This window comes from Flavobacterium sp. I-STPP5a (genome assembly GCF_009764685.1).
Classification (GTDB): Bacteria; Bacteroidota; Bacteroidia; order Flavobacteriales; family Flavobacteriaceae; genus Flavobacterium.
The window spans coordinates 40,213-66,910 of record NZ_VHLM01000030.1; the positions used below are offsets into that span (position 1 = coordinate 40,213).

Annotated in this window: 25 protein-coding genes; 20 read left to right on the forward strand and 5 right to left on the reverse strand. The window is 33.5% G+C overall.

Annotated features, from left to right (window positions below; genetic code table 11):
- Nucleotide 1 precedes the first annotated feature (1 nt).
- The 4 genes from FJV36_RS06695 to FJV36_RS06710 all read left to right on the forward strand — a co-directional run bounded on the left by FJV36_RS06695 (nt 2) and on the right by FJV36_RS06710 (nt 2,478).
- The gene (locus FJV36_RS06695; RefSeq protein WP_158730450.1) at nt 2–379 is read left to right on the forward strand and encodes a hypothetical protein; all 378 of its coding nucleotides are present in this window, start codon (nt 2–4) and stop codon (nt 377–379) included.
- Nucleotides 380–624: 245 nt separating this feature from the next.
- Nucleotides 625–1,041: a hypothetical protein gene (locus FJV36_RS06700; protein ID WP_233264622.1), complete on the forward strand. Its 417-nt coding sequence runs from the start codon at nt 625–627 to the stop codon at nt 1,039–1,041.
- Nucleotides 1,019–1,813: a sensor histidine kinase gene (locus FJV36_RS06705; RefSeq protein WP_158730451.1), complete on the forward strand. Its 795-nt coding sequence runs from the start codon at nt 1,019–1,021 to the stop codon at nt 1,811–1,813. The genes FJV36_RS06700 and FJV36_RS06705 overlap by 23 nt, the downstream gene beginning before the upstream one ends.
- Complete coding sequence (locus FJV36_RS06710; RefSeq protein ID WP_158730452.1) at nt 1,813–2,478, forward strand: response regulator transcription factor; 666 nt, start codon at nt 1,813–1,815, stop codon at nt 2,476–2,478. Before FJV36_RS06705 ends, FJV36_RS06710 begins: the two co-directional genes overlap by 1 nt.
- Nucleotides 2,479–2,536: 58 nt before the next feature.
- Here FJV36_RS06710 and FJV36_RS06715 read toward each other — a convergent pair whose 3' ends face one another.
- Entirely contained in the window at nt 2,537–3,058 is a 522-nt protein-coding gene (locus tag FJV36_RS06715; RefSeq protein ID WP_158730453.1) for a DUF547 domain-containing protein, read from the reverse strand.
- A gap of 317 nt (nt 3,059–3,375) precedes the next feature.
- Here FJV36_RS06715 and FJV36_RS06720 point away from each other — a divergent pair, with 317 nt between their 5' ends.
- Nucleotides 3,376–4,635, forward strand: coding sequence for an asparagine synthetase B (locus tag FJV36_RS06720; protein WP_158730454.1), 1,260 nt, complete (start codon nt 3,376–3,378; stop codon nt 4,633–4,635).
- A gap of 162 nt (nt 4,636–4,797) precedes the next feature.
- Here FJV36_RS06720 and cphA read toward each other — a convergent pair whose 3' ends face one another.
- Nucleotides 4,798–7,422 (reverse strand): cyanophycin synthetase, encoded by a 2,625-nt coding sequence (gene cphA / locus FJV36_RS06725; protein ID WP_158730455.1) that lies wholly within the window; start codon nt 7,420–7,422, stop codon nt 4,798–4,800.
- Nucleotides 7,423–7,662: 240 nt separating this feature from the next.
- Here cphA and FJV36_RS06730 point away from each other — a divergent pair, with 240 nt between their 5' ends.
- Both FJV36_RS06730 and FJV36_RS06735 read left to right on the forward strand, forming a co-directional pair.
- A complete protein-coding gene (locus FJV36_RS06730) occupies nt 7,663–8,535 on the forward strand; it encodes a cyanophycinase (RefSeq protein ID WP_158730457.1) in 873 nt (290 codons plus the stop codon).
- A gap of 31 nt (nt 8,536–8,566) precedes the next feature.
- Nucleotides 8,567–9,409 (forward strand): isoaspartyl peptidase/L-asparaginase, encoded by an 843-nt coding sequence (locus FJV36_RS06735; RefSeq protein WP_158730459.1) that lies wholly within the window; start codon nt 8,567–8,569, stop codon nt 9,407–9,409.
- Between the two features lies 1 nt (nt 9,410).
- Here the strand turns inward: FJV36_RS06735 and FJV36_RS06740 are convergent, their stop codons facing one another.
- On the reverse strand, nt 9,411–10,214 hold the full coding sequence (locus FJV36_RS06740; protein ID WP_158730460.1) for an endonuclease/exonuclease/phosphatase family protein: 804 nt from the start codon (nt 10,212–10,214) through the stop codon (nt 9,411–9,413).
- Nucleotides 10,215–10,287: 73 nt separating this feature from the next.
- Nucleotides 10,288–10,815, reverse strand: a complete 528-nt coding sequence (locus FJV36_RS06745) for a hypothetical protein (RefSeq protein WP_158730461.1) — start codon at nt 10,813–10,815, stop codon at nt 10,288–10,290.
- 159 nt (nt 10,816–10,974) lie between these two features.
- On the opposite strand from FJV36_RS06745, the gene guaA reads away from it, so the two are divergent.
- The 11 genes from guaA (at nt 10,975) to FJV36_RS06800 (ending at nt 24,109) form a co-directional block, all read left to right on the forward strand.
- On the forward strand, nt 10,975–12,504 hold the full coding sequence (gene guaA / locus FJV36_RS06750; protein ID WP_158730463.1) for a glutamine-hydrolyzing GMP synthase: 1,530 nt from the start codon (nt 10,975–10,977) through the stop codon (nt 12,502–12,504).
- A gap of 113 nt (nt 12,505–12,617) precedes the next feature.
- Complete coding sequence (locus tag FJV36_RS06755; protein ID WP_158980944.1) at nt 12,618–14,561, forward strand: LysM peptidoglycan-binding domain-containing protein; 1,944 nt, start codon at nt 12,618–12,620, stop codon at nt 14,559–14,561.
- Nucleotides 14,561–14,962: an OsmC family protein gene (locus tag FJV36_RS06760; protein WP_158980946.1), complete on the forward strand. Its 402-nt coding sequence runs from the start codon at nt 14,561–14,563 to the stop codon at nt 14,960–14,962. Before FJV36_RS06755 ends, FJV36_RS06760 begins: the two co-directional genes overlap by 1 nt.
- Nucleotides 14,963–15,023: 61 nt before the next feature.
- Nucleotides 15,024–15,254 carry a DUF3820 family protein gene (locus tag FJV36_RS06765; protein ID WP_158730468.1) on the forward strand — a complete coding sequence of 77 codons (231 nt, stop codon included), beginning with the start codon at nt 15,024–15,026 and terminating at the stop codon, nt 15,252–15,254.
- Between the two features lie 151 nt (nt 15,255–15,405).
- Entirely contained in the window at nt 15,406–17,019 is a 1,614-nt protein-coding gene (locus FJV36_RS06770) for a CTP synthase (RefSeq protein ID WP_158980948.1), read from the forward strand.
- Nucleotides 17,020–17,084: 65 nt separating this feature from the next.
- Entirely contained in the window at nt 17,085–18,992 is a 1,908-nt protein-coding gene (gene yidC, locus FJV36_RS06775; RefSeq protein WP_158730471.1) for a membrane protein insertase YidC, read from the forward strand.
- Between the two features lie 93 nt (nt 18,993–19,085).
- A complete protein-coding gene (locus FJV36_RS06780) occupies nt 19,086–19,799 on the forward strand; it encodes a toxin-antitoxin system YwqK family antitoxin (RefSeq protein WP_158980950.1) in 714 nt (237 codons plus the stop codon).
- Nucleotides 19,800–19,869: 70 nt separating this feature from the next.
- On the forward strand, nt 19,870–21,057 hold the full coding sequence (gene mnmA / locus FJV36_RS06785; protein WP_158730474.1) for a tRNA 2-thiouridine(34) synthase MnmA: 1,188 nt from the start codon (nt 19,870–19,872) through the stop codon (nt 21,055–21,057).
- A gap of 71 nt (nt 21,058–21,128) precedes the next feature.
- Entirely contained in the window at nt 21,129–22,742 is a 1,614-nt protein-coding gene (locus FJV36_RS06790; RefSeq protein WP_158730475.1) for a S8 family serine peptidase, read from the forward strand.
- Between the two features lie 14 nt (nt 22,743–22,756).
- On the forward strand, nt 22,757–23,701 hold the full coding sequence (locus FJV36_RS06795; RefSeq protein ID WP_158730476.1) for a nitronate monooxygenase family protein: 945 nt from the start codon (nt 22,757–22,759) through the stop codon (nt 23,699–23,701).
- 3 nt (nt 23,702–23,704) lie between these two features.
- Nucleotides 23,705–24,109, forward strand: a complete 405-nt coding sequence (locus FJV36_RS06800) for a hypothetical protein (RefSeq protein WP_158730478.1) — start codon at nt 23,705–23,707, stop codon at nt 24,107–24,109.
- Nucleotides 24,110–24,124: 15 nt separating this feature from the next.
- Here FJV36_RS06800 and FJV36_RS06805 read toward each other — a convergent pair whose 3' ends face one another.
- Nucleotides 24,125–24,556 carry a DUF4268 domain-containing protein gene (locus FJV36_RS06805; RefSeq protein WP_158730479.1) on the reverse strand — a complete coding sequence of 144 codons (432 nt, stop codon included), beginning with the start codon at nt 24,554–24,556 and terminating at the stop codon, nt 24,125–24,127.
- Between the two features lie 93 nt (nt 24,557–24,649).
- Between FJV36_RS06805 and FJV36_RS06810 the strand changes: the two genes are divergently transcribed.
- Together FJV36_RS06810 and FJV36_RS06815 are read left to right on the forward strand one after the other, a co-directional pair.
- Entirely contained in the window at nt 24,650–25,306 is a 657-nt protein-coding gene (locus FJV36_RS06810; protein ID WP_158730481.1) for a CoA pyrophosphatase, read from the forward strand.
- Between the two features lie 74 nt (nt 25,307–25,380).
- On the forward strand, nt 25,381–26,190 hold the full coding sequence (locus tag FJV36_RS06815; protein WP_158730483.1) for a 1-acyl-sn-glycerol-3-phosphate acyltransferase: 810 nt from the start codon (nt 25,381–25,383) through the stop codon (nt 26,188–26,190).
- The last annotated feature ends 508 nt before the right edge of the window (nt 26,191–26,698 follow it).

The window sequence follows — 26,698 nt, forward strand, 5'->3', positions numbered from 1 at the left end:
TATGGACAACGAAAATTTTGGAGAATCAATTGAAGTTTCATTACAAACTGCTGAAAAGTGGACCAAAGCTTTTAGAGGTAAGCAAGAATTAGAAGGAAATAAAAAGAAAGTAGATGCTTTTTTAATTCCAAGAGAAAGTCTTGAAGCGGTATTAGCTCTTAAAACAGATGCTGTGCGTGCCTACCTTGGGATTAATAATAAAAAAGAAGAAACACTTATCTTTGTAGGAGCAAATAGAGACGAAAAAGGTATTTACAGAGATGTTTTTGGAACTTCGAAAACTGCTGTCGAGGGTAATTCAGATGAAGGTGGTATTGTGTATGATGCTTCAAGACCTTGCCCTCCACACGGCGACCCAGACAGTCCATTACAAAATTAATAGGAATGGGTTTAATTTTAGTATATATAGGATATTTTCTATTAGTACTAAATTTTATTTTATACTGGGGAGGTTTTTCTAAACATGGGAAAACCTTCCAATATCTTACTTATTATCTAACAGTTTTAGTTATTGTACAAGTAAGTATGGAAATTTTAGTATTACAAAGTAAAAATAACTTATTTCTAATTCATGCATATTTTATCGGACAGTTTTTTTGTTTGGGTTTTTTTTACAAATCATTAATGAAGACTAAAGCACAAGTTGCTATAATAAAATACACTATGATTGTGGGTTCTTTATTGTTATTGCTGGATTATTGCTTCTATCCTGAGCAATTTTTTAAGTTTAATTTATTTGAAATTGCTCTTACTTCATTGCTTGTAGTTTTGTATGCCGTCATGCATTTGTACAACATGTTGTTAGAGAATAAGGAGTATTATTATTTAACCATAGGAATAATTTTATATTTACTGGCAAGTACCGTTTTGTTTTTTGTAGGAAACTTAACAATAGGTTTGAGTGTTGAATTTAAGTTATTGACTTGGAACGTAAATTATTTTTTAATAATTTTTTTTCAATTGCTTATTTTAGTTGAATGGAAAAAAAGTTTTTCTAAAAAAGTATTAAAAAGTAACCATGAAAGGAAGTCAAATATATGAAAAAGAGATTGTTGCAATAATATTGTATACGTCTCTATTTTTTATACTGCTAGCTGTAGGTCTAATCGTTTTTTTTTATTTTTCTCGTAAACGAATAATCAAAAAAGAATTAGAGAAAAAAGATTTAGAAATTCAATTTAAACAAGATCAAATTCAAGCCGTAATTTTAACTCAAGAAGAAGAAAGAAAAAGAATTGCTCAGGATTTGCATGATGATATAAGTTCAAAATTGAATGTGGTAGCCTTAAACAGTCATTTGTTAAACAGTCCTAATTTGACTGTGAACGAAGTTCAGGAAATAACGCAAAATATAATTGAGTTAACAGGCAAGGCATTGGACAGCTCTAGAAAAATTGCACACGCGTTGCTACCGCCTGTTTTGGAAAAATTTGGTTTACACGCAGGAGTCGAAGAATTGTGTTTAGAGTTTAGTACTTCAAAGGCTGTAAATGTAAATTACAGCTCTAGAACAGCATTCAATATAGCAGAAAATGGTCGTCATTTACATGTGTTCAGGATTTTACAGGAACTAATGAATAACTCTTTGCGTCACGGCAAAGCTACTAAGATTGCTATTCTTTTTGAAGAAATAGAAAATAGAAAGCAATGTACGTATACGGATAATGGAATTGGTTTTGTAATCGATAGTTCTGATAATATGAAAGGATTAGGGATGAAAAACATTGAAAGCCGAATTGCTTTTTTGAAAGGTGCTATGGATGTAAAATCTGCGCCAAACGAAGGAGTTACAATAATTTTTAATTTTGACTAATGAAAAATAGTATTAAAATTATTATAGTGGATGATGAAATTCTTTTTAGAAAAGGAATTTCATTTTTATTGGATAGAGAAAAAAACATTGATGTAATTTATGAAGCTTCAAGTGGCGGAGAGCTCTTGGGTTTTCTTGAAAGCAATCAGGACAATCATCCCGATATTATCATAATGGATTTGAAAATGCAGGGTATAAATGGTGTAGAGGCTACAAAAATAATTCATACCGTTTATCCTGGTATAAAAATTATTGCTTTAACAAGTTACAATACAAAATCTTTTATATCAAATATGATTTCTGTAGGGGCAGTGGCTTACTTAGTAAAAAACACAACTCCACAAGAACTTTTGATAACGATAAACGAAGTAGCTACAAGAGGATATTACTACACAGATTACATTATGAAGGTAATTCAAGAGGATATTTCAATGGTGAAAAAAACCAAGTGTTTATTAGACTCTAATTTTTTAACTACTAGGGAAATTCAAGTTTTGAAACTTATATGCGATCAAAAAAGTAGTACAGAAATAGCAGACGATTTGTTTATTAGTCCAAGAACTGTTGAAGGACATAGAAATAATTTACTTTTAAAGACAGAGTCAAGAAATATTGCAGGTTTAGTATTGTTTGCAATTCAAAATGATATAATGAGTATGGAGTAGTATAATTTAAAAGCTAAAAATGTACAGAAGTTCTAAACGAATTTGTTTTTATTAATTATTATTGAAATGAAGAGGTTTGTTGCATTTTTTGACTAATAAATAGTTTCATAGTTTCTTCAAGCTGCTCGTTTAGTAGTTCGCTATCATAATAATTGAGTATAGTTTTTTTTAAGGTAATACTTTGTATTGCAAAATGAATCCTATAATCCATTTCTTGTATAGACATTGTTTTTACAAACTTAGAGTGGAAGGGATTCACAAAATAACTTAAACCCAAACGCATTGTTGATTTTTTTAAAATCCCAAACTCAATATCATTCAAAGAAATTTCAGTACGTGCAATTCGTATCCTTTTTAAATTATACCTGCTGTTTAAGTCAATATTTTCTTTTTTCATGATTAAAAAGTAGGCGTAATAAATATTGATCCAAAATGTTTTTTTTAGATCATCTGTATTTAAACTTTTTTCCAATTTGTCAGCACGAGTAAAATATAGCTGACGTCTTAACAAACTTGTATCTCCGTTTGCTTGCACTACGGATAAAATTTTAGCAGATAAAGAGGTGTGATAATTTTTCAAAATTTACGTATTAACATTATTAATTTATGCGAGGTATTGAAAACACAACACGTAAAATAAGATTATGAATATGACCAGTAAGCATAAACCTATTTTTTTTAAAACATTCAAAGGATTTATTGGTGTATTATTGAAATTGTTATTCCAAGTTTCATTTTTCATGGTTAGTTTTTTAATATGCTGTGCAAGTTAAGTTTAAACCTATAATTGATAATGCGTAGTTTTACGTGTTTTTATTCTTGCAGTTAAATTAAATAGTTAAATTATTTAACTAGGAGTAGCTTAGTTACTATATTTGGGTTATAAATAGATTTAACATGCTAAAACGTTTTATTATTCTTGTATTATTTTTGTTGTCTTGTACCATGAAGGCTTCCTTTTTATTGTTACCAATGGATGAAACGGTTCAAAAAAACCATTTAAAAGCATACGGAATAACATTTTGGTGTTTGAATAAAAATTATAAAGCTAGTTGGTTGCTGAATTATAGAGGTGGTTCTTTTTTGTTGCCAGACGCTGACGAGATTAGAAAAGAATGCCAGATCCGTGGGGTGAGTTTTGAAATTCTTTCAGATCAAGAACAAGCCACTATTTTAAGTGAAATTTCCAGTCCATCACAAAATATGGAATCAGTAGTTCTTGAAAAAGCGCCTAAGATTGCAGTGTATACCCCAAAAGGGAAACAACCTTGGGATGATGCTGTAACGCTTGTGTTAACTTATGCGGAGATTCCGTTTACGCCTATTTATGATGAAGAGGTTTTATCTGATCAATTATTGCTTTATGATTGGTTGCATTTACATCATGAAGATTTTACGGGACAGTATGGGAAATTTTACAATGCCTTTAAGAATGTTCCGTGGTATATCGAGCAAAAGAAAGGAGCTGAACTGCTTGCAACCAAATTAGGGTACACAAAAGTTTCACAACAAAAAGGAGCTGTTGCTAAAAAAATTAGAGATTTTGTTATTGGTGGAGGATTTATGTTTGCCATGTGTTCAGCCACAGATAGCTTTGATATTGCACTAGCAGCAGATGGTGTTGATATTTGCGAGGCTATGTTTGATGGAGATGCTAGTGAAGGCAATTATCAAACGAAGATGAATTACAGCAGTTCGTTTGCTTTTAAAGATTTTACGTTAGAACGCAAACCAGAGGTATATGAATTCTCAGATATTGACATGACACCTAAACGTAGAATACCTGTTGATAAAGATTATTTTACACTTATGGAATTTTCAGCAAAATGGGATCCCATTCCTAGTATGTTATGCCAAAGTCATACGCAACTAGTAAAAGGATTTATGGGGCAAACTACTGCTTTTGATGCTGGATTGATAAAATCAAATATTTTAGTCATGGGAAGCTGTGAATTAAATGGTGAGGCAAGGTACATTCATGGTCAAAAAGGGCAAGGAATGTTTACTTTTTATGGAGGTCATGATCCTGAGGATTTTCAGCACCAAGTGGGTGATCCACCTACTGTATTGGATTTGCATCCAAATTCTCCTGGATACCGCCTGATATTGAACAACGTATTGTTTCCGGCTGCCAAAAAGAAAAAATTGAAAACGTAAATAGTATTGAAAACAAAAAAACCAGTCTTGTGAACTGGTTTTCTGTTTTTTTAGCCCTGATGGCAGTGGCATCTCCCGATTTTGAAAAACAAGGCTTTTTTGCCGTAGTTTTTTAAGCGGGAATATAACGGACAGCAGGAATAGCTCCAAGAAAAAAAGAAATTAAAACGTCTCTTTTTCGTTTTCTTTGTCAAGGTATTCTTGAACTATTTCAATGGCATTGGTCACTACATCACTCAATGCGGTTATAAAACTGCCCTCTTCGGCGCAATTGATAGCGTGTTTTATGGCTTCAGTTTCTTTTGGAATAATTTCGTAGGTAACATCTTTACCTGAGGTTTTAATACCTTCAAGAATTAAATTGATAATTTCTTCTTCGGTTCTGCCTCTTAAAAACTTTTCTTGTCTGATGATAATGTGATCAAACATGCACGCTGCAAGGTAGGCACATTCTCTAATATCTTCATCTCTACGATCTCCTACGCCTGCTATAATTCCTATTTTTTTGGATGCAGTTACGCTTTCCAAATAATCAGCAACTCCTTTATATCCACATGCATTGTGTGCGAAATCAATAAGCACTTTGAATTTTTTAAACTCGAAAATATTCATACGTCCAGGCGTTTGCGCAGCACTGGGAATAAATGTTTTTAAGGATTGACTAATATCACCCGTTTTGAATCCCCATAAATAACTGGCTAAGGTTGCAGCAAGAACATTGGCAATCATGAATTTAGCTTTTCCTCCTAATGTTAGCGGGACTAGTGTAACTTTTTCCACTCTTATTTTCCATTCCCCCTTTTTAATGGTTATAAAACCATTTTCATAAACGGCTACTGTTTTTCCTTCAGCGCATTGTTTTTTTATGAATTCGCTATTTTCATTTAAACTAAAGTAGGCTACATTACACTGGAGTTCTTTTGCAATTTTAATGCAATGTTCATCATCTCCATTTAAAACTGCCCATCCATTCTTTTTAACGCTCCTAACCACAGTTGCTTTTACTCTGGCAAGATCACTCAAGGTGTGTATGTCACTTAAACCCAAGTGGTCTTCTTGAATATTTGTAATAATACCAATATCGCAACGGCTAAATCCTAATCCAGATCTCAGGATTCCGCCACGTGCTGTTTCTAGCACTGCAAATTCTACAGTAGGATCTCTTAGAATATACTCGGCGCTTAATGGTCCTGTTGTATCACCTTTTTCCATCATGTGGTTTTGCACATAAATACCATCAGATGTGGTAAAACCAACTTTGAATCCATTGTTTTTTACAATATGTGCAAGGAGTCGGGTAGTGGTCGTTTTACCATTTGTTCCTGTCACCGCAATAATAGGAATTCTACATGATTTTCCGGGCGGATATAACATGTCAATCACTGGAGCGGCAACGTTTCTTGGCAATCCTTCTGAGGGAGCCAAATGCATTCTAAAACCTGGTGCTGCATTAACCTCTAGAATAACTCCGCCATTTTCTTTTAAAGGTTGTGTTAAATTCTCGGCCATGATATCAACTCCGCATACATCAAGTCCTATAACTCTAGAGATACGCTCTGCTAGAAAAATATTTTCAGGATGCATCATATCAGTCACATCAACTGATGTGCCTCCAGTACTTAAATTTGCAGTTGATTTTAAAAATACGGTTTCACCATTGTTAGGAATGGTTTCAAGTGTGTAGTTTAGTTTTTCTAGTAAATCTTCGGTATCACGATCAACATCAATTTGAGTTAATACATTTTCATGACCATAGCCTCTCCTTGGATCTAAGTTAGTAGTATCTATTAATTGCTGTATGGTATCAACGCCATTACCTACAACATGAGCCGGTACTCTTTTTGCTGCTGCTACTAGTTTATTGTCTATGACAAGAACTCTAAAATCAAAACCTGTGATAAATTTTTCTACAATCACCCGTTTGCCATAGGTTTGAGCAAATGCAAGTCCTGATACAGCATCTTCCCAATTGGTTACGTTTATAGAAGCGCCTTTTCCGTGGTTGCCTCCCAATGGTTTAAGCACAATAGGATAGCCTATTTTTTTGATCACATCGGCTAGGCTTTCTTCATCAACACAAATACTTCCGCTGGCTACAGGAATAGAAGCATTCTCTAGCATTTTTTTTGTTTGTTCTTTATTGCAAGCTATATCAACTGCTATACTGCTTGTTTTGCAGGTAATTGTAGCTTGAAAGCGCATTTGGTTTATGCCATATCCTAATTGTACTAATGAGTTAGTTCCTAGACGTATCCAAGGAATATCACGCGAAACGGCCTCATCTACAATACTCCCTGTACTTGGTCCTAACCGAACGCGTTCTCTAATTTCACGCATTTTTTGCAAGTCGGCATCAATATCATATTCCTTACCCGCAATTAAGGCTTCGGCAATTGCCACTGAAGATTCGGCAGCAAATAAACCTACATTTTCTTCAGTGTAACTAAAAACAACATTGTAAGTTCCTGGGGTTTTAGTTTCTCTGGTTCTACCAAAACCAGTTTCCATTCCTGCTAAAGTTTGAATTTCGAGCGCAATGTGCTCAATAACATGTCCCATCCACGTACCACGATCTACCCTTGAGAAAAATCCACCTCTGCAACCTTCAGAGCATCTATGTTCTATCATGCTGGGCAACATAGCTTCTATTCTTTCCCTAAAACCTTGGATTTTATTGGTAGGAAATTGTTCCATTTCCTCCAAATCCAATCGCATTTGGATTAATTTTTTTCGTTGAATACTCCAAATATTCGGTCCACGTAGGGCTTGTATTTTAATAATTTTCATAAAAGCAAAATGATTTTTTTAGGTGAAAGCCAAACAGATGTTTTTATTCTAGAATTTGAGTTTTGAAATATTTTTCAAAAACAATGTATTAGAAATTAAAATAAAAGCAAGGATTTTACTAATGTAGCCATTTTTGATATGAAATAAAAATTTTATGCAATAATATGCTTCAAATTGTATTTTTTTTAAATAAACGCCCTTGCAAATGGTAATTTTTAAGTTTTTAGTTATTTTTGCCAAATGAATATACTTGGAAAACTGATAATTATAGGTGGTGCTGTAGACAAAGGAAGTTTTACAGAAACTGATTTAGATAAAAACGCAAATACCAATTTAAATTTTTTTGAAACTGGAATTTTAAAAAGAATTCTTAACGAGTCAAAGTATAAAGAGGAATCTAGAATAGAGATTGTTACAACGGCATCAGTAATTCCGCGTGAAATTGGTCCCGAATATGTAAAAGCATTTACTTATTTAAATGCAAAGAACGTTGATATACTGACCATTGAAAGAAGAGAGCAAGCAGCTGATCCCGAAGTTTTGGCACGATTAAAAGCGGCTGATATTGTAATGTTTACAGGAGGTGATCAATTAAGATTAAGTTCTATTTTAGGCGGAACTCCTTTTCACGATATGTTGCTTGATAAATATCATAATGAAGAGTTTATCTATGCTGGAACATCAGCAGGTGCAGCAGCAGCGTCAAACAATATGATTTACCAAGGTAGCAGCTCTGAAGCCTTGTTGAAAGGAGAAGTAAAAATAGCGAGTGGTCTAGGACTTATTGATGGCGTAATTATTGACACTCATTTTGTTCAGCGCGGTCGTATTGGTCGATTATTTCAAGCAGTTGTGGGGAATCCAAGAGTTTTAGGAATAGGACTTGGTGAAGATACTGGTTTGTTAATTACCAATAATAAAGAGATGGAAGCCATCGGGTCTGGACTTGTAATTCTAGTAGACGGTCGAGAAATAAAAGATACTAATTTAACCAAAGTAGAATTGGGTCAACCCATATCCATTTCGCATTTGGTCACACACGTAATGAGTAAGTTTGACACTTACAACTTGGATACACATAAAATGCACATTCAATCTTCGCATTATTTATAGATTCTTCAGACTTTAATTCTAGAACTCCATTATGAAACTAATTATACACGGCGGTTTTTTTTCGGAATCATCAACTTCAGATGTTACTAAAATTGCAAAACAGAAAGCACTAGAAGAAATAGTAATGCGTTCTTATGAGTACTTAAAAACTCATACTGCTTCAGAAACTGTTGTTTATGCTGTAACTCAACTTGAAAATGATACTCTTTTTAATGCAGGAACGGGTTCACAAATTCAAAGTGACGGAAAAATTAGGATGAGTGCTGCAATCATGGATGGCGAAACCCAAAAAATGAGTGGTGTAATCAATATAGAAGCTGTAAAAAATCCTATTGAGGTAGCGGCTCTATTAATGCAACAAGACGATCGTATTTTAGGAGGATCTGGAGCTACTAATTTTGCTAGAGCGAATGGGTTTGAGTATTTTTCTACAGAAATTCCGCAACGTAGAGCTGAATTTGAAGCCAAACTAAAAGCTACGGGAACAGGAACTGTAGGATGTGTAGCATTAGACCAAAATGGGAAAATTGCTGTAGCTACATCTACTGGTGGTAAAGGTTTTGAAATTCCAGGTCGAATTTCAGATTCGGCTACTGTAGCAGGAAATTATGCCAATGCCTTTTGTGGCGTAAGCATGACAGGAGTAGGAGAAGATATTGTAAGTAATGCTACGGCTGTAAAAATTGTTACCCGAGTAACTGACGGAATGCAACTTAAAGATGCTTTTGCTAAAACCTTCAATGAGTTACTACCTTATGATGGTTTTGCGGGTGCTATTGCTATAGATCACAAGGGTACTATTTACCATCAAGATTCACATCCTAGTATGGTTTATGCTAGTTTTGACGGAACCGAATTTAAGGTTTTTGAATAAATTAAAGCACCTTAAATGACATCCAAATAGGAATGTGATCAGATACTTTTCTAGCTTCTTCTAGTGAATTGAATTTATTGTAAAAATGAATTACTCCTGTATTTAAAAAAGAAATTCGATTTGAATTGTAAAAGATATTGTCAAATTCTGACGCCAAACAAGTATTGTTTTGACACTTCCTTTTCAAAGATGTTTTTTGGTTTTGTAACGCCGATTTATATCCTAATTTTTTTATCGGACCAAAAACAGAATGCGACTGCGGACAATTAAAATCACCTAAAAAAATCAAATTGAGATTGGAATACAAAGTAGGTAAAAACCTGAAATACTTGATTTCAGTCTCGGGTTGCTTGCTTTTTGTAATGGCGTGAAAATTTACTAATGTGAATTGTTTTTTATCAATTTCAAAAGTGGCGTAATACGGTTCTCTATCTATTTCTAGATGGTATTTTTTTTCTAGCCAAGGAGTTCCAATAAGTTTTACTCTACTTGTTTTCCACAAAAAAGCATATCGCTCTGTTTTATAAGCGCTACTAGACGTAGGGTTGCTGATGGAGTAATCCCATTTAGATCCTTTTCGATTTAGCTCATCTGCAAGCCTTGCCACTGCTTGCGCACCACCGTAACCCGCAACTACTTCTTGTATGACAATAATATCATAATCTCTGGTGGTTTGAGCAATAAAGTCTACAGTTTCATTGCTCTTTGATTTACCAAGATTTTCAATATTCCAAGAAATAATTTTGACTTGTCCAGTTAAAGACAACTGAACAAGTAACAGTACAAATAAAAAAAATGATTTCAATGGTAAGTGTTTAATAAGGGTAAAAATCTTCGCAATTCTTAGTTTAAAAAATCAATTTTCGGATAACTGGATATTAAAAAGGATCAGCAGTAACTCTAAATTTCATATTGGCTTTCACGGTTATATCCTCAGTCAAAGTTTCTTTTACTACCGCTCTTGTTCTAATGGTGTAAGATGGAGCTTTAACGTATTTGTCAAGTTTTGCCGTTGTGCAGGTCAGATTCAAAGTAGTAGCAGTTGAATTAATATCTTCTAGAAACGCAAGTTCTATCTCGTCATTTGCATCTGTTGAAATAAACAATCTAATGGATTTTAGAAAACTAAATGATTTATTACTAGGTTTAGTAATAGTTAATTTTAATTCGGAGATTTTTACATCCTTAACTAAATCGGCCTTGGTTTTATTGTTTTCAAATGTGGCACTTGAATTTGTTGTGACTTCAGGAGTGATAATTGTAAAGGCCGTCCCTACAGGTAAAGTACTGTCAATTTTTATACTTGTTTCATTGTCAATAGTAAAAGTGAGTATATCATCAATGACATTGCAGGAAGTTGCTACTAATAATAGTATCGCTATGGCTAAAGAAATTTTTGATTTCATAATTATTGGAGGTAATTTTGTTGGGATATACGTAAATTTCTGTAGGTTGGATTTTAGAAATTTTAAGCTTACAAGTTGAGAATAGCATGGCCAGCAAATTAAATGAATATTTTTCAAAATTCAATTTTTCAATTCAAAATATAAAAAGTATTTTTGCGCATGCAACACAACGTACTTATTTTAGATTTCGGATCGCAATACACACAGCTTATTGCGCGTAGAGTTCGCGAATTAAATATATTCTGCGAAATTTTCCCATATAATCATTTTCCGAGTGATTTATCATCTTATAAAGCAGTAATTCTTGGAGGTAGTCCATTTTCTGTTCGCGCAGACGATGCTCCCCATCCAAATTTATCTCAAATAAGAGGCAAGCTTCCTTTATTAGCAGTTTGTTATGGAGCTCAATATTTATCTCATTTTAGCGGTGGTGAAGTAGCTGCATCTAATACAAGAGAATATGGTAGAGCTAATTTATCATTTATCAAGGAAGATGAGATTTTCTTTGAAGGTGTTTCTGTAAACAGTCAAGTTTGGATGAGTCATAGTGATAGTATTAAAGCGCTACCTACTAATGGTGTGAAACTTGCTAGTACTCATGATGTTGAGTTTGCTGCTTATAAAATTGAGGGCGAAACTACTTATGCAATACAATACCATCCTGAGGTTTTTCACTCAACAGATGGTTCTAAAATGTTAGAAAATTTCTTGGTAAAAATAGCTGAAGTTCCTCAAAATTTTACACCAAATGCTTTCGTTGAAGAAATGGTATCTGAATTGAAAGAAAAATTACAAGACGATAAAGTTGTTTTGGGTCTTTCTGGAGGTGTAGATTCAACAGTAGCAGCAGTTTTATTGCATCAAGCTATTGGTAAAAATTTATATTGTATTTTTGTAAATAATGGTTTGTTACGTAAGAATGAGTTCCAAAATGTATTAGACCAATACAAAGGAATGGGTTTGAACGTAAAAGGAGTGGATGCTGGAGATCGTTTCTTATCTGAATTAGCCGGTGTAAGTGACCCAGAAACCAAACGTAAAATAATAGGTCGTGTATTTGTAGAAGTTTTTGATGATGAGTCAAAAATTATCGAAGATGTAAAATGGTTGGCCCAAGGAACCATTTATCCAGATGTAATTGAGTCGGTATCTGTAAAAGGACCTTCTGCAACTATAAAATCACATCACAATGTAGGAGGTTTGCCAGATTACATGAAATTGAAAATTGTGGAACCACTGAGAATGCTTTTTAAAGATGAAGTAAGAAGAGTTGGTGCTTCATTAGGTATAGATCCAGAATTATTAGGAAGACATCCTTTCCCTGGACCTGGATTGTCAATACGTATCTTAGGAGATATTACACCAGAAAAAGTACAAATTTTACAAGATGTAGATGCTGTTTTTATTGACGGATTAAAATCTTGGGGATTGTATGATAAAGTTTGGCAAGCAGGAGCAATTCTTTTACCTGTTAATAGCGTAGGAGTTATGGGTGATGAACGTACTTATGAAAAAGTAATTGCATTGCGCGCCGTAGAATCTACTGATGGTATGACTGCTGATTGGGTTCATCTTCCGTATGAGTTTTTAATGAAAGTTTCAAATGATATTATTAATAAAGTTAAAGGCGTAAATAGAGTGGTGTATGATATTAGTTCTAAACCACCTGCAACAATTGAATGGGAGTAATTAAACTTACATAAAACTAGTATTACTTGTTGCGCACAGTATTAACGGTGTCAAATTTTAAAGCAAAATTTGGTACCGTTATTTGTTAAGGATTTAAAATTTATAAAAAAACGATGAAATATTTTTTAGCAGTCTGCATGGCTGCATTTTGGTTTAATTTGAGTGCTTTAGCACAATCTAAAGCAACAACTCACAAGGTTGAAAAAGGGGAAACGATTAGTATTATTGCGCAAAAATATAAGGTAACACCTTATGATATCTATAAATTGAATCCAGATGTTCAAAATGGATTGCAATTGAATAGTATTTTATTGATTCCAGAACCAAGTTCAAAAAAAGCTATTGCTTTACCAGTAAAAAAAGAGGTAACAGCAACAAAACATGTCATGGCTCCAAAAGAGACTTTGTATGGAATTTTGAAAAAATATGATGTTACTACAGAGGAATTGCAAAAAGCAAACCCATTACTGGATGTTCAGGCTTTAAAAATTGGACAAGTTCTAGTGATTCCGTCTAAAGCCGCTTTAAAAACTAATGTTCCTATTCCAGAAAAAGTGGTTAAACACATTGTTTTAGCCAAAGAGACTAAATATTTTATCGCTAACAAATATGGTATTAGTATTGAGGAATTAGAACGAAAAAATCCTGAAGTTATATCCAATTTACCTATAGGTTATGAGCTAATTATTAAAGGTAATCCAGGTAAAGTTGCTAACGTTGCAGCTGTATCAGAAGCGAAAAAAGAGTCTGTACAAATAGTTTCTAAACTGGTTTCTCCAAAAGTAAATTTTATAAGTTATGTTGTAAAGCCAAAAGAAACACTTTACAGTTTGTCAAAAATGTCTGGGTTAACACAAGATGAACTATTGAAGGAAAACCCTGCATTAGCTATCGGAGTTGTAGCAGGAATGGAGATAAGAGTACCTGAGTCTTCAAACATGATGTCGTTGTTAGGAGCTAAAAAAGAGTATGTTGCACTATCAAAGAAAAGTAGTGATAGAAAAAAATTAGCATTATTGCTGCCTTTTAACGTCTCTAAGATTGAAAGCGATACTGTCAACTCAATCACTTCCCGTTTAAAGAAAGACAAATTTCTAAATATGACTTTAGATTTTTATTCAGGAGCTCTAGTTGCGATAGACTCGGCTAAAACGCTCGGATTGAATGTTGAAATAAAAATAGTAGACTCGCAAGAGACAAAAAATAGTTCAGCAGTACCGGCATTAGTAAAAAGTAATAATCTTGATGAATCTGATGCTATAATAGGGCCGTTTTACCAAGCTAACGTGGAGAAAATGGCAGAGATTGTTTTACTAAATAAAATTCCTGTAATTTCTCCTTTGTCTAAAGAAAACGAAGTTAAATTCGCTAACATTTTTCAGTCAGTTCCTAGTCCAGACGCTGTAAAAAATGCCATGTTCAATTACATGCGTACCAAAGGAGGTAATGTTATTGCTGTGGTTGATAAGAAAAAAGGTTCGGTTATTAAGTTTATTTCGGACAATCATAAAGACGTACGTTTTGTACCTCTTACTGCTACAGGAGGCGTAACTGCTGAGAGTATTAAAAGTTTATTAGTAAAAGACAAGGTGAACTATGTAGTCATGGAAACCGAAAACACAAGCATGATCAAGGCTACACTTGCTACTTTGACAAATGCTATGGCAACTTATAAAGTACAGTTGGTCAATTTAGAACCTAATGAAACATTAGATACTGATGAAATTAATTTTTCGAGTTTAACAAAGCTAAAACTCATGTACCCTTCTGTAAGCCGTGAAAATCAATCACCAGAAGCTTTAATTTTTGAAAAAGAATATAAAAAGAAAAATAAAGTGTACCCAAGTGTTTTTGCAACACGAGGATTTGATGTGACCTTTGATGTGCTATTGCGCTTGTCACAAGGTAAAAAGTTTGAGCAAACAGCTCTGGAAGTTGCAACAGAACAAGTAGATAATAAGTTTGATTACTCAAAAAACACCACGGGAGGGTATAGTAATAACGGAATTTATATCTTATATTTCGATACAGATTTATCTATAAAAGAAGCAAAGTAATGACATCAAGAGTAACATATTTAGGAGATTTAAGAACATCGTCGATTCATTTACAATCTGGAACAGAAATTCTTTCGGATGCACCAGTAGACAATAACGGAAAGGGTGAAGCTTTTTCCCCTACTGATACGGTTGCAAATGCTCTTGCTACTTGTATGATGACTATTATGGGTATAAAAGCCAGGGATTTAAATGTTGATTTAAAGGGTTCTATTGCAAATGTTACTAAAATCATGAATGCAGAACCAAGAAGAATAGGTGCAATTAAAATTGAATTTGATGTTTTTGGTACTCAAAACGAGAAAGAAAAAACAATATTAGAAAGAGCAGCCTTAACATGCCCTGTCTTTTTAAGTTTACATCCAGAAATAGAAAAAAATATTTCGTTTAACTGGAAATAATACATGGTAATCAATAATTATAAAGCAAGAGATTTATTTCTTGCTTTTTTCTTTTTATAAAATGGATCAAAACCAAAAACAACTGATAAAATTAGCTCATACTAAAATGCCCTTTGGGAAATATGAAGGCTGGTTTTTAATTGAAATACCTGAATATTATATTGTTTGGTATGCCAATAAAGGATTCCCAAAAGGGGAGCTCGGGCAACAGTTGCAATTAGTTTATGAATTAAAACTTAACGGCCTAGAGGACTTGATTCGAAATATAAAAATGAAATATCCCAAACCATAGTTCTTTATTTTTATGTTTCAAAACAGATGGTGCATAGTAAAGTTTGGTAATTTTTAAACTATAAAATCTCATAAGTATATATTCTAATAGTCCAATTAAATTTGTACTTTTGCCACGTTTTTTACACAACTACAACACAAAACTCAACAGAATGAATCAAACAAAATATATTTTTGTTACAGGAGGTGTGACTTCTTCTTTAGGAAAAGGAATCATTGCAGCATCTCTTGCAAAATTGTTACAAGCAAGAGGATATCGTACTACTATTCAAAAATTTGATCCGTACATAAACGTTGATCCAGGGACTTTGAACCCTTATGAACATGGAGAATGTTATGTTACTGATGATGGAGCTGAAACAGATTTAGACTTAGGCCACTACGAACGTTTTTTAAATGTTCCTACATCTCAAGCTAATAATGTTACCACAGGTAGAATCTATTTGTCTGTAATTGAAAAAGAAAGAAGAGGAGAGTTTTTAGGTAAAACAGTACAAGTTGTACCGCATATTACCAATGAAATTAAAGAAAGAATGCAGTTGCTAGGCAATTCTGGGGATTATGATATCGTAATCACTGAAATTGGCGGAACTGTAGGAGATATTGAATCTCTACCATATATTGAGTCCGTGAGACAATTGGTTTGGGAGCTTGGAGAGCACAATGGAATTGTAATTCATCTGACTCTAGTTCCTTTTTTGGCTGCAGCCGGAGAATTAAAGACAAAGCCAACGCAGCATTCAGTAAAAACATTGATGGAAAGCGGTATTAAAGCAGACATACTTGTTTGTAGAACCGAGCATGAGTTATCAGAAGAATTGCGCAATAAACTGGCTCTTTTTTGTAATGTAAAACGTGAAGCAGTAATACAATCTATCGATGCTTCAACTATATATGAGGTTCCAAATTTAATGCTCGAAGAAGGATTAGATGTGGTAGCTTTAAAAAAATTAGATTTACCAAAGAAAACAGCACCAGATTTAAAAAACTGGAATATTTTCTTAAAAAGATTGAAAAATCCTAAGCATACTGTCAACATTGGTTTGGTGGGAAAATATGTTGAAATGCAAGATTGTTACAAGTCTATTTTGGAGGCTTTTATTCATGCAGGCGCAGCCAATGAAACGAAAGTGAATGTAATTTCAATACACTCGGAACATTTAGATGCTAGTAATATCAAAGAAAAATGTGCAAACTTAGATGGAATCTTAGTAGCGCCAGGTTTTGGAGAAAGAGGAATAGAAGGTAAAATTGCTGCCGTACAATATGCTAGAGAAAATAAAGTTCCGTTTTTCGGAATTTGTTTAGGAATGCAAATGGCGATCATTGAACAGGCTAGAAATATTTTAGGTTATGCTGACGCCAATTCTACTGAAATGAATGAACACACCGCACATCCTGTTGTAAATTTGATGGAAGAACAAAAAACAGTTACGGACAAAGGAGGTACCATGCGATTAGGAGCTTGGAAATGTGACATCAAAAAAGATACACTTGCTTATAAAATTTATGGAAAAGAAACTATATTTGAGCGTCATCGTCATCGTTATGAGTATAATAATGCCTATGTGAACCAGTTAGAGAGTGCAGGATTAATATCTTCTGGAGTTAATCCTCAAACAGGACTGGTGGAGATTGTTGAGATTAAGGATCATCCTTTCTTTATAGGTGTTCAATACCATCCAGAATACAAGAGTACAGTGGCAAATCCGCATCCTATTTTTGTTAATTTTGTTGCAGCTGCAGTGGAAGCAAAGAAAAAATAGTAATGATAAAGTGAAACATTTACTGAAACTTGCTACTAATAGATTAAAAACTTTTAAATATTAAAATGGAACAAAAAAAATTTGACCTCAATTCAATTATCGGTTTTGCCTTAATTTTTGTAATCTTGATTTTTATCATGTATCAAAATCAGCCAGATCCAAAGGTGGTTGCAGCAGAAAAAGCGCAAAAGGCATTACAAATTAAAGAGGCAAAAGCAAAAGCTCTAGAAGTAAAAAAAGTTGAAATTGCTGCTCAAGCTGTTGCCGCAACTGGGGATACAAAACAACTAGCACAATTAGAAAAATCTTTAGGAAGTTTTGCTTATTCTGCAACTTTGCCATCTGCAAAAGCTAGCGTAACAACAATTGAAAACGAACTGGTAAAACTTACAATTGCTAATAAAGGAGGTTATATTGTTGAAGCTACTTTAAAAAAGTTTGAGAAATTTAAAAAAGGTTCAGGACAGTTAGTTCAATTAATTAAGGACAATAACGCAAATTTGAATGTGCAGTTAATGACCTTGGATAATCGTACCTTAAACACTAAAGATTTATATTTTGAACCAACATTAACAAAAATTGGTGCAGACCAAATTTTGTCTATGAAATTAAAGGCTGGAGCCAATGAGTTCTTAGAGTACAAATATATTTTGAAACCAAATGATTATATGATTGGTTTTGATATTCGTTCTCAAGGACTTCAAAAAGTATTGAATACCGCAAAACCTTTAGACTTAGAATGGAAGCTTAAAGCAAATAGAAATGAAAAAAGTATTTCATACGAAAATAAATATACTGAAATATATTTTGAGCACAAAGACGGTAAAGTAGACTACGCTGGACTTGGTGCTTCTGAGAATGAGTTGCTCGAAAAACCAACTTTTATAGCCTTCAAACAGCATTTTTTCTCAACTATATTAGTTTCTAAAACTCCATTTGAGAACGCCCAAGTAACATCAACTAACTTGATGAATGATGAAAAAGTAGATACAACATTTACTAAATCATTTAAAGCAAATATTCCATTAGCGTTTACTAATGGTGAAATTGATCACAAATTAAGTTGGTACATGGGACCATCTGATTATAAAACGTTGGCAAGTTATGATTTGAATTTAGAGAAAATTGTAACAATGGGTTGGGGAATTATTGGCTGGATTAATCGTTTCATATTTGTGCCATTATTTGGATTCTTAGGATCATATATTGCCTATGGTATTGCAATTATATTGTTTACTATATTGATTAAACTGGCTATGTCGCCTATAACTTTTAAATCATTCTTGTCTCAAGCAAAAATGAAGTTATTGCGACCTGAAATTGCAGAATTGGGAGAGAAATTTAAGAAAGATCCCATGAAAAAGCAACAAGAAACAATGAAGCTTTACAACAAAGCAGGAGTTAACCCTATGGCAGGTTGTATACCAGCATTGATTCAAATGCCTTTTTTAATGGCTTCGTTTCAGTTTTTCCCGTCCGCATTCGAGTTGAGACAAAAAAGTTTTCTTTGGGCAGATGACCTTTCTTCTTTTGATGAAATTGTAAAATTGCCTTTCTACATTCCTTTTTATGGAAACCATATTAGTTTGTTTCCTATTCTTGCAGCGATAGCCATTTTCTTTTATATGAAAATGACATCTGGAGATCAGCAAATGGCAGCGCCACAACAAGAAGGTATGCCAGATATGGCGAAGATGATGAAAATCATGATTTACGTTTCGCCAATAATGATGTTGTTTTTCTTTAATAGCTATGGAGCTGGATTGAGTTTGTACAACTTTATATCAAACTTGGTTACTATATTAATCATGTTGGTTATTAAAAAGTATTTCATTGACAGTGATAAAATTCATGCACAAATTCAAGAAAACAAACTGAAAGAACCAAAAAAACAAGGTAAGTTTCAAAGAAAGTTACAAGAAGTGATGGAACAAGCCGAAGCTCAAAAAGCATTGGACAAAAAGAATAAGTAATTAGCTTTTTTTAAAACTCTCGATTTTTCGAGAGTTTTTTATTTTACTAAATAATTTAACCGCCGTAATTTCGTTATACTCTAAAAATTTAAGATGAAGATAATTTTAAAGAAAACACTGCTTGTTTTTATTTGTTTGAATTCGTTCTATATCTGTGCGCAAACAGAGTTTAATAAACTAGATGTTAAAGGTAAAAAGCACGGGTTATGGAAAGGAGTTTATGAAGAATCCAGACGTCCTCGTTTTGAAGGAATCTTCGATCATGGAAAGGAAACAGGTGTTTTTAAATTTTTTGATGATACTAAAGCGATGTCTGTTATAGCTACGCGCGAGTTTAATTTAAAAAACAGTGCTGCTTACACAATATTTTTTGACCAAAAAGGAAATAAAGTTAGCGAAGGAAATGTGATAAACAAACTTTTTGAGGGACAATGGAAATATTATCACCAAGCCTCAAAAACCATTATGACTGTTGAGAATTATGTAAAGGGTAAATTAGAGGGTATGCGCTCTGTGTACTATCCTAATGCTGCTATTGCGGAGGAAATTAGTTATAAAAATAATTTAAGAAACGGTCTTTATAAAAAATTTGCCGAGAACGGAGTTGTTCTTGAAGAAACATTTTATAAAGACAATATTTATAACGGTTCTGCAATTTTTAGAGATGCAGCTGGGGCCATTGTCTCGCAAGGCAAATTTGTAAATGGAAAAAAAATGGGTATTTGGCAATTTTATGAAAAAGGAAAACCTGTCAAAGAAACAAATATGAGCCTGCAACAAAAAAGTGAAAACACTAAAAACAATTAAAAAAATCTTGGGAATTTCTAATGTAAATCTTTTGTAACTTTACACCCTTAAATAGTATAATTTTTTTTAGATGAAGCGTGTTGTTGTAGGACTTTCAGGTGGGGTAGATTCAAGCGTTGCAGCTTATTTGTTGCAACAAGAAGGATATGAAGTTATAGGATTGTTTATGAAAAATTGGCACGATGATTCAGTGACTATTTCTAATGAATGTCCTTGGTTAGAAGATAGTAACGATGCTCTTCTTGTTGCCGAAAAATTAGGTATTCCGTTTCAAACAGTTGATTTAAGTGAACAATATCAAGAGAAGATTGTTGATTACATGTTCAATGAATATGAAAAAGGAAGGACTCCAAATCCAGATGTGCTTTGCAACAGAGAAATTAAGTTCGATGTTTTCATGAAAATTGCATTGAGCTTGGGAGCTGATTTTGTAGCTACTGGACATTACTGTCAAAAAACCGAAACTGAAATTGATGGTAAAATAGTATATCAACTAGTTGCTGGTGCTGATGTTAATAAGGACCAGTCTTATTTTTTATGTCAATTATCTCAAGAGCAATTATCAAAATCATTGTTTCCAATAGGCGCGTTGACTAAGCCAGAAGTTCGTGAAATAGCAGCTCAAATGGAACTTGTTACAGCCGAAAAGAAAGATTCGCAAGGTCTTTGTTTTATTGGTAAAGTTAGGCTTCCTGAATTTTTACAACAAAAACTTCAGCCTAAAGAAGGAGCAATTATTCAAATTGATAAAGATCATCCTATTTATCAGAAAGAAGATAAATCAGAATCAACCGTACAAAATTCACTTCGTACCGAAGCTACAAAAATTGCTTATACACCAGAGATGGGTAAATTTATGGGAAATCATAAAGGAGCTCATTATTTTACTATCGGTCAGCGTAAAGGTTTAAATGTAGGCGGAACAAAAGACCCTTTGTTTATTATTGCAACGGATGTAATTACAAACACAGTATATACTGGACTTACAAGCCAGCATCCAGGTTTATTTAAAAAGGCATTACGAATTTTAAAAGACGAGGTGCATTGGGTACGAGAAGATTTGGCTCTAGCCAATGGTGAAACTTTAGAAGTAATGGCACGTATTCGATACCGTCAGCCATTACAAAAAGCAACATTACATCAATTTGAAAATGAAATGTTTATTTCTTTTGAGGAGCCACAATCAGCAATTACCGAAGGGCAATTTGCAGCTTGGTATTTAGGAGAAGAATTAGTAGGCTCTGGTGTTATTTCATGATTTTGTAGAATTTTTCTCTGCATATAGTAGATCAAGCTTTAAATTTATACATTCTAATAATACAGGGCACTATGAAAAAAAAATACTTCATCTTATTATTTATATGTACATCTTTACTTCATGCGCAACAAGATGCTTGGGTGTATTTAAAAGACAAACCTAGTGCGTCAATATTTTTTAATACACCCGTAAAAATGCTTTCGCAAAGGGCATTAGACCGCCGAAGTAATCAGAAAATTGACTTAGATGCAAAAGATGTTCCGATAGAAACTACCTATCTTAAGCAAATAAAAAGCATGAGCGGAGTTTCTGTTATGGCTACTTCAAAATGGCTCAATGCAATACATGTTAGGGGAACGCAAACAGATCTCAATGCACTGAAAGCAATCCCATTTGTTGACAAACTTGATTTTGCAAATAAAGCGTTGAATCAATCAGCTAAAAGTATTTCGGTTAAAAAGGAAGAGAATAGTTCGAAAATAGCAAAAACGAAGGTTGAGTATGCTTATGGAACTTCATCTAATCAAATTCAAATGCTAAACGGGCATTTATTGCACCAACAAAACTATACAGGTTCAGGTAAGATAATTGCGGTTATGGATTCTGGTTTTCCAGGAGTCAATTCAGCTCAACCATTTAAACGATTAAGAGATAATAATCAAATTTTAGGAGGTTATAACTACGTTTTAAGAAATCCAGATTTTTACACGGGAACTTCTCATGGGACATCGGTCCTTTCTACAATGGGAGGCTTTAAGGAAAAGCAGCTTGTTGGTACAGCACCTGATGCTTCTTATTACTTGTTTATCACTGAAAATGATACATCTGAAAATCCAGTAGAAGAATCTCTTTGGGTTGAAGCTGCCGAAAAAGCGGACAGTTTAGGTGTAGATATCATCAATACTTCTTTAGGTTATTTTGATTATGACAATACATCTTACAATCATACGTACAGTGAAATGGACGGTAAAACAGCATTTATGTCCCGTGGAGCTGAGATTGCTTTTTCGAGAGGCATGATTGTAGTGAGTTCTGCAGGTAATTCTGGTGCATCTTCCAATCCAAATATAGCAGTTCCTGCAGATGCAGTTTCTGTGTTAGCTATCGGAGCCGTAAATGCAAATGAAATTAGAACTTCGTTCAGTTCTATAGGACCTTCTTTTGATAATAGAATAAAACCAGACGTTATGGCTCAAGGTCAATCAGCCATTATTTCTGATCCTTTGGGAAATATAGTAACAGCTAATGGAACTTCTTTTTCAAGCCCAATATTGACGGGTTTAGTAGCTTGTTTGTGGCAGGCTTTACCTAATAAGACCAATAAAGAAATTAGAGATATAATAATCAAATCGTCGGATAGATTTGCGGCTCCAAACAATCAATACGGATATGGAGTTCCTGATTTTCATGCTGCTATTACGGATCAGTTAGATTTTAATGAAATAGCAGTTAATGAAGTAATTATTTATCCTAATCCCACTAGTGATCTACTATCTTTAGTTTTGCCAAAAAATAATAGATCTGGAATGATACAATTTTTTAATACTGCAGGACAAAAAGTTTTTGAAAAAAAAATAGAGAATAAGGACTCATCAGTTTCAATTAAAGAACTGCAAGACGGATTGTATTTATACAAGTTCCAATCTCAGGATTTAGTTAAAACTGGAAAAATTTACAAACAATAGTTATAGTTAGACTAATGAATAAAATTACGACACTTTTTAATATCAAGTATCCAATAATTCAAGGTGGAATGATATGGAACAGCGGTTACAAACTAGCAAGCGCAGTAAGTAATGCCGGTGGCTTAGGTTTAATTGGGGCAGGATCTATGTATCCAGAGGTATTACGGGAACACATTCAAAAATGCAAAAAAGCAACATCAAACCCATTTGGAGTTAATGTACCGCTCTTATATCCCAACATTGAGGAGATAATGAAAATTATTGTAGAGGAAGAGGTGAAAATTGTATTTACATCAGCTGGAAATCCTAAAACGTGGACATCTCACTTAAAGCAAAATGGAATAACGGTTGTTCATGTAGTAAGCAGTTCTGTTTTTGCATTAAAATCACAAGAAGCAGGGGTAGATGCTGTAGTTGCTGAAGGTTTTGAAGCCGGAGGTCATAATGGAAGAGAAGAAACCACAACACTCACATTAATACCAATGGTTAAGGAAAAAATTCAAATACCATTAATTGCTGCAGGAGGTATTGCAACAGGCAGAGGAATGCTTGCCGCAATGACATTGGGAGCCGATGGGGTTCAAATGGGGAGTAGGTTTGTGGCTTCTTTAGAGTCTTCGGCACATATTGATTTTAAAAATACAGTTGTAGAAGTTAAAGAAGGGGATACCCAACTTACATTCAAAGAGCTTGCGCCTGTGCGATTAATCAAAAATAAATTTTATCAAGACGTTCAGGAATTATACGCAACCTGTCCTACTAAGGAGGAATTGATACAATTGCTAGGAAGAGCTAGAGCTAAACGCGGTATGTTTGAGGGTGACCTAGTTGATGGTGAATTGGAGATAGGTCAAATTGCGGGTGTAATTCATAATGTAGCAGCTGTAAGTGTAATTATGAATGATATTTTAGAACAGTTTGAGGAAGCCAAAAAAGAAATGTCTAAAATTAATTTTTAAGTAATGAAATTGAATATTAAATTTTTAATCAAACTATTTTTTATAATAACGGGACCAGTTTTATACAGCCAAAATTATAAATTCAAAACTTCGTCCTTAAGTGTTTCTACAAAAAATGAAAAAGGCAAATGGGGGGAATGGTCCGCGCCAAAAAATGTGAATCTAATCGTCACATTAGATACTAAGAAAAATAGAATAGTTGTTTATTCTCAAATTATTCAATTATTTGAAATCGTTGAGTATTATGATACTGATGAAAATGATATTGATAAAGTAGATACGTTTTATTGCAAAGACAATCAAGGAGAAGATTGTACTTTGTCCATAATCACCAGAAAAAAACAAGAAAACAGAAAACAACTTTACATTAATTATGAGGATAGGATAATTGTCTATAATCTTATTTAATTCAAAAGGTTCCTTTTATATGTCTTTAATATAAGAGTCGTATTCAAGATAAAATAACTCTAACGCATTCATATTTTCATAATAAAAATCAAATATTTCATCCCAGTAGGTTCTATTACTCACACTCACGTGTAGTTTTTCAACCCAAATACGACTAATAGTTTTTCCGCTCTCTAAAGTATAGTCTTGCTCATATACTAGGGATGATATGTACTCTTCTTTTAAGATATTTTTTAAGGAAACAAGTTTTTCAAAATAGGCAATTCTTTTTTCGGTACTTCTATGTTCAATATCAATAAGTACTTGGGCTTTTTTATTGTCTACAAAAAACTTAAATGAAAAATCTTTAATTTTTGTGTCATATAGCAACCATTTTCTGGGGTATTTTTCAGCAAATGCTATCCAAAATTCTCGTTTTAATCTCTGGTTTTCCTCTTTGCTATACATGTGTAAGTATTTTGTTTGTGGTAATATTTGCTATACTCTATTATCTAAACTACATTTAGATTTTATTTCAATTTGCAAAAATAGACATTGATTATGGATTTTCAAGAATTTTTAGAAATTGTTCCAGAAATAATAAATTCCCGTTTACCAGCTTTTGACGCACACATAAAAATGGCTCCTCTTGAACGAATTGAAAGCCTTAAAAAGATAGGCGCTTCAAATGAAATTCATAGGTTAGCTTCGGTTTTAATGCTTTTGTATCCCAAAAATGGAAAAGTTCACTTAGTTCTTATTGTTAGAAATTCGTATGATGGAGTACATTCAGCTCAAGTTGCTTTACCCGGTGGAAAACATGAAAAAGACGATTTGGATTTTTCATACACCGCATTGCGCGAAACTCATGAGGAGATAGGAATTGACCCAAGTAAAATCAAAATCATTAAACCTTTTACAGAATTGTATATTCCACCTAGCAATTTTATGGTATATCCATTCTTAGGTATTAGTAAAGAAACTCTCGATTTTATTCCTGATCCACTAGAGGTTGCTCAAATAATCGAAATACCCTTGATGCTACTTCTAAACAATGAAATTCTAGTTAACAAAAAGCAAATTACCTCTTATTCAAATGAGATTTTTGTTCCAGGTTTTAATATTAATGAACATATTGTTTGGGGAGCAACAGCAATGATATTAAGTGAACTGAAAGACGTTTTGATTCAGGTGTTACAACATAATAGGGAATCATAGTTTAACCATTTTTTACTTATTTTTCGCAATTATTTTTTTTCGTAAGTTTGCATCTATTATAAAATTCAAAAAATATGGGATTATTCAAAAGAAATCCTTTCGGACATATACTCTTTTTAAAAAAATGGTTAATCAGAATCTTTGGTGGATTTACACATCGTAGATATAGAGGTTTTAATGAGCTTCAAATCGAAGGATCGGAGATTATCCGAAACCTACCAGATAGCAATGTACTGTTTATATCAAATCATCAAACCTATTTTGCTGATGTTGTGGCTATGTTTCATGTTTTTAATGCAAGCCTAAGTGGTAGAGAAGATAATATCAAAGATGTAACCTATTTATGGCAACCCAAAATGAACATTTATTATGTTGCTGCTAAGGAAACCATGCGTGCTGGACTTTTACCAAGAATTATGGCTTATGCTGGAGCAATTTCTGTAGAACGTACTTGGCGCCAAAAAGGAGTTGATGTCACAGAAAAAAAAGATGTCAATCCAGATGATACGGAGAATATTAAAATCGCGCTCAAAGATGGTTGGGTAATCACATTTCCTCAAGGGACTACAAAATCATTCAAACCAGTACGTAAAGGTACTGCTCACATTATAAAACAACACAAACCTATTGTGGTGCCTATAGTTATTGATGGTTTTCGCCGTTCATTTGATAAAAAAGGATTGCGCATGAAAAAGAAAGGCATTCTTCAATCGTTTATCATCAAAGAACCACTGGATATTGATTATGACAATGACACCATTGATGAAATTGTAGAAAAAGTAGAATATGCAATTGAGCAGCATGCATCTTTCCTGAAAGTAATACCAGCAGAGATCATTCAAGAGCAAGAGGAATTAAACAAAACCCGTAGATGGGAATATTAAATTTTATGTGGGCGTTCCCTTATCTAAAACAACAAGAGTAGCAGTTGATCCTGCTACTCTTGTTGGTTTTATATAAGGTCGGGCTCTTCGCTACAAGTCCTCGTTCCTTTCTTTCGGTCGTCACTGTGGGCTTTTCGCTGCTATCCCTAACGCGGTTTGATAATGTAGAAGATGTTTTTTGCTGAGAAGTAAAAACACTACCTATATATAAAGGTGTATGATGTTGTGGTAACGGTGGTACCCATACTTAATTTATAACAATTCTATTATTGAATAGATGTAAACCAGTATTCATTATATAAAGAAAGGTATCAAATCCTCTTTAATAGCATGATTTTACAGAAAAACAGCCCTAGTTCAAAATAGCTTAAAAAAGTTTAAGTTTTAAGAGTCGTTTAATCAGTGCTTTAGTTTAAAAGTTAAGAAAAGATCAAAAAAAGGCGAATAAAAAGCTTGTAAAAGGGAATAAAGGTTGTAGTTTTGCACCCGCAATGACGCAGACGTTCTT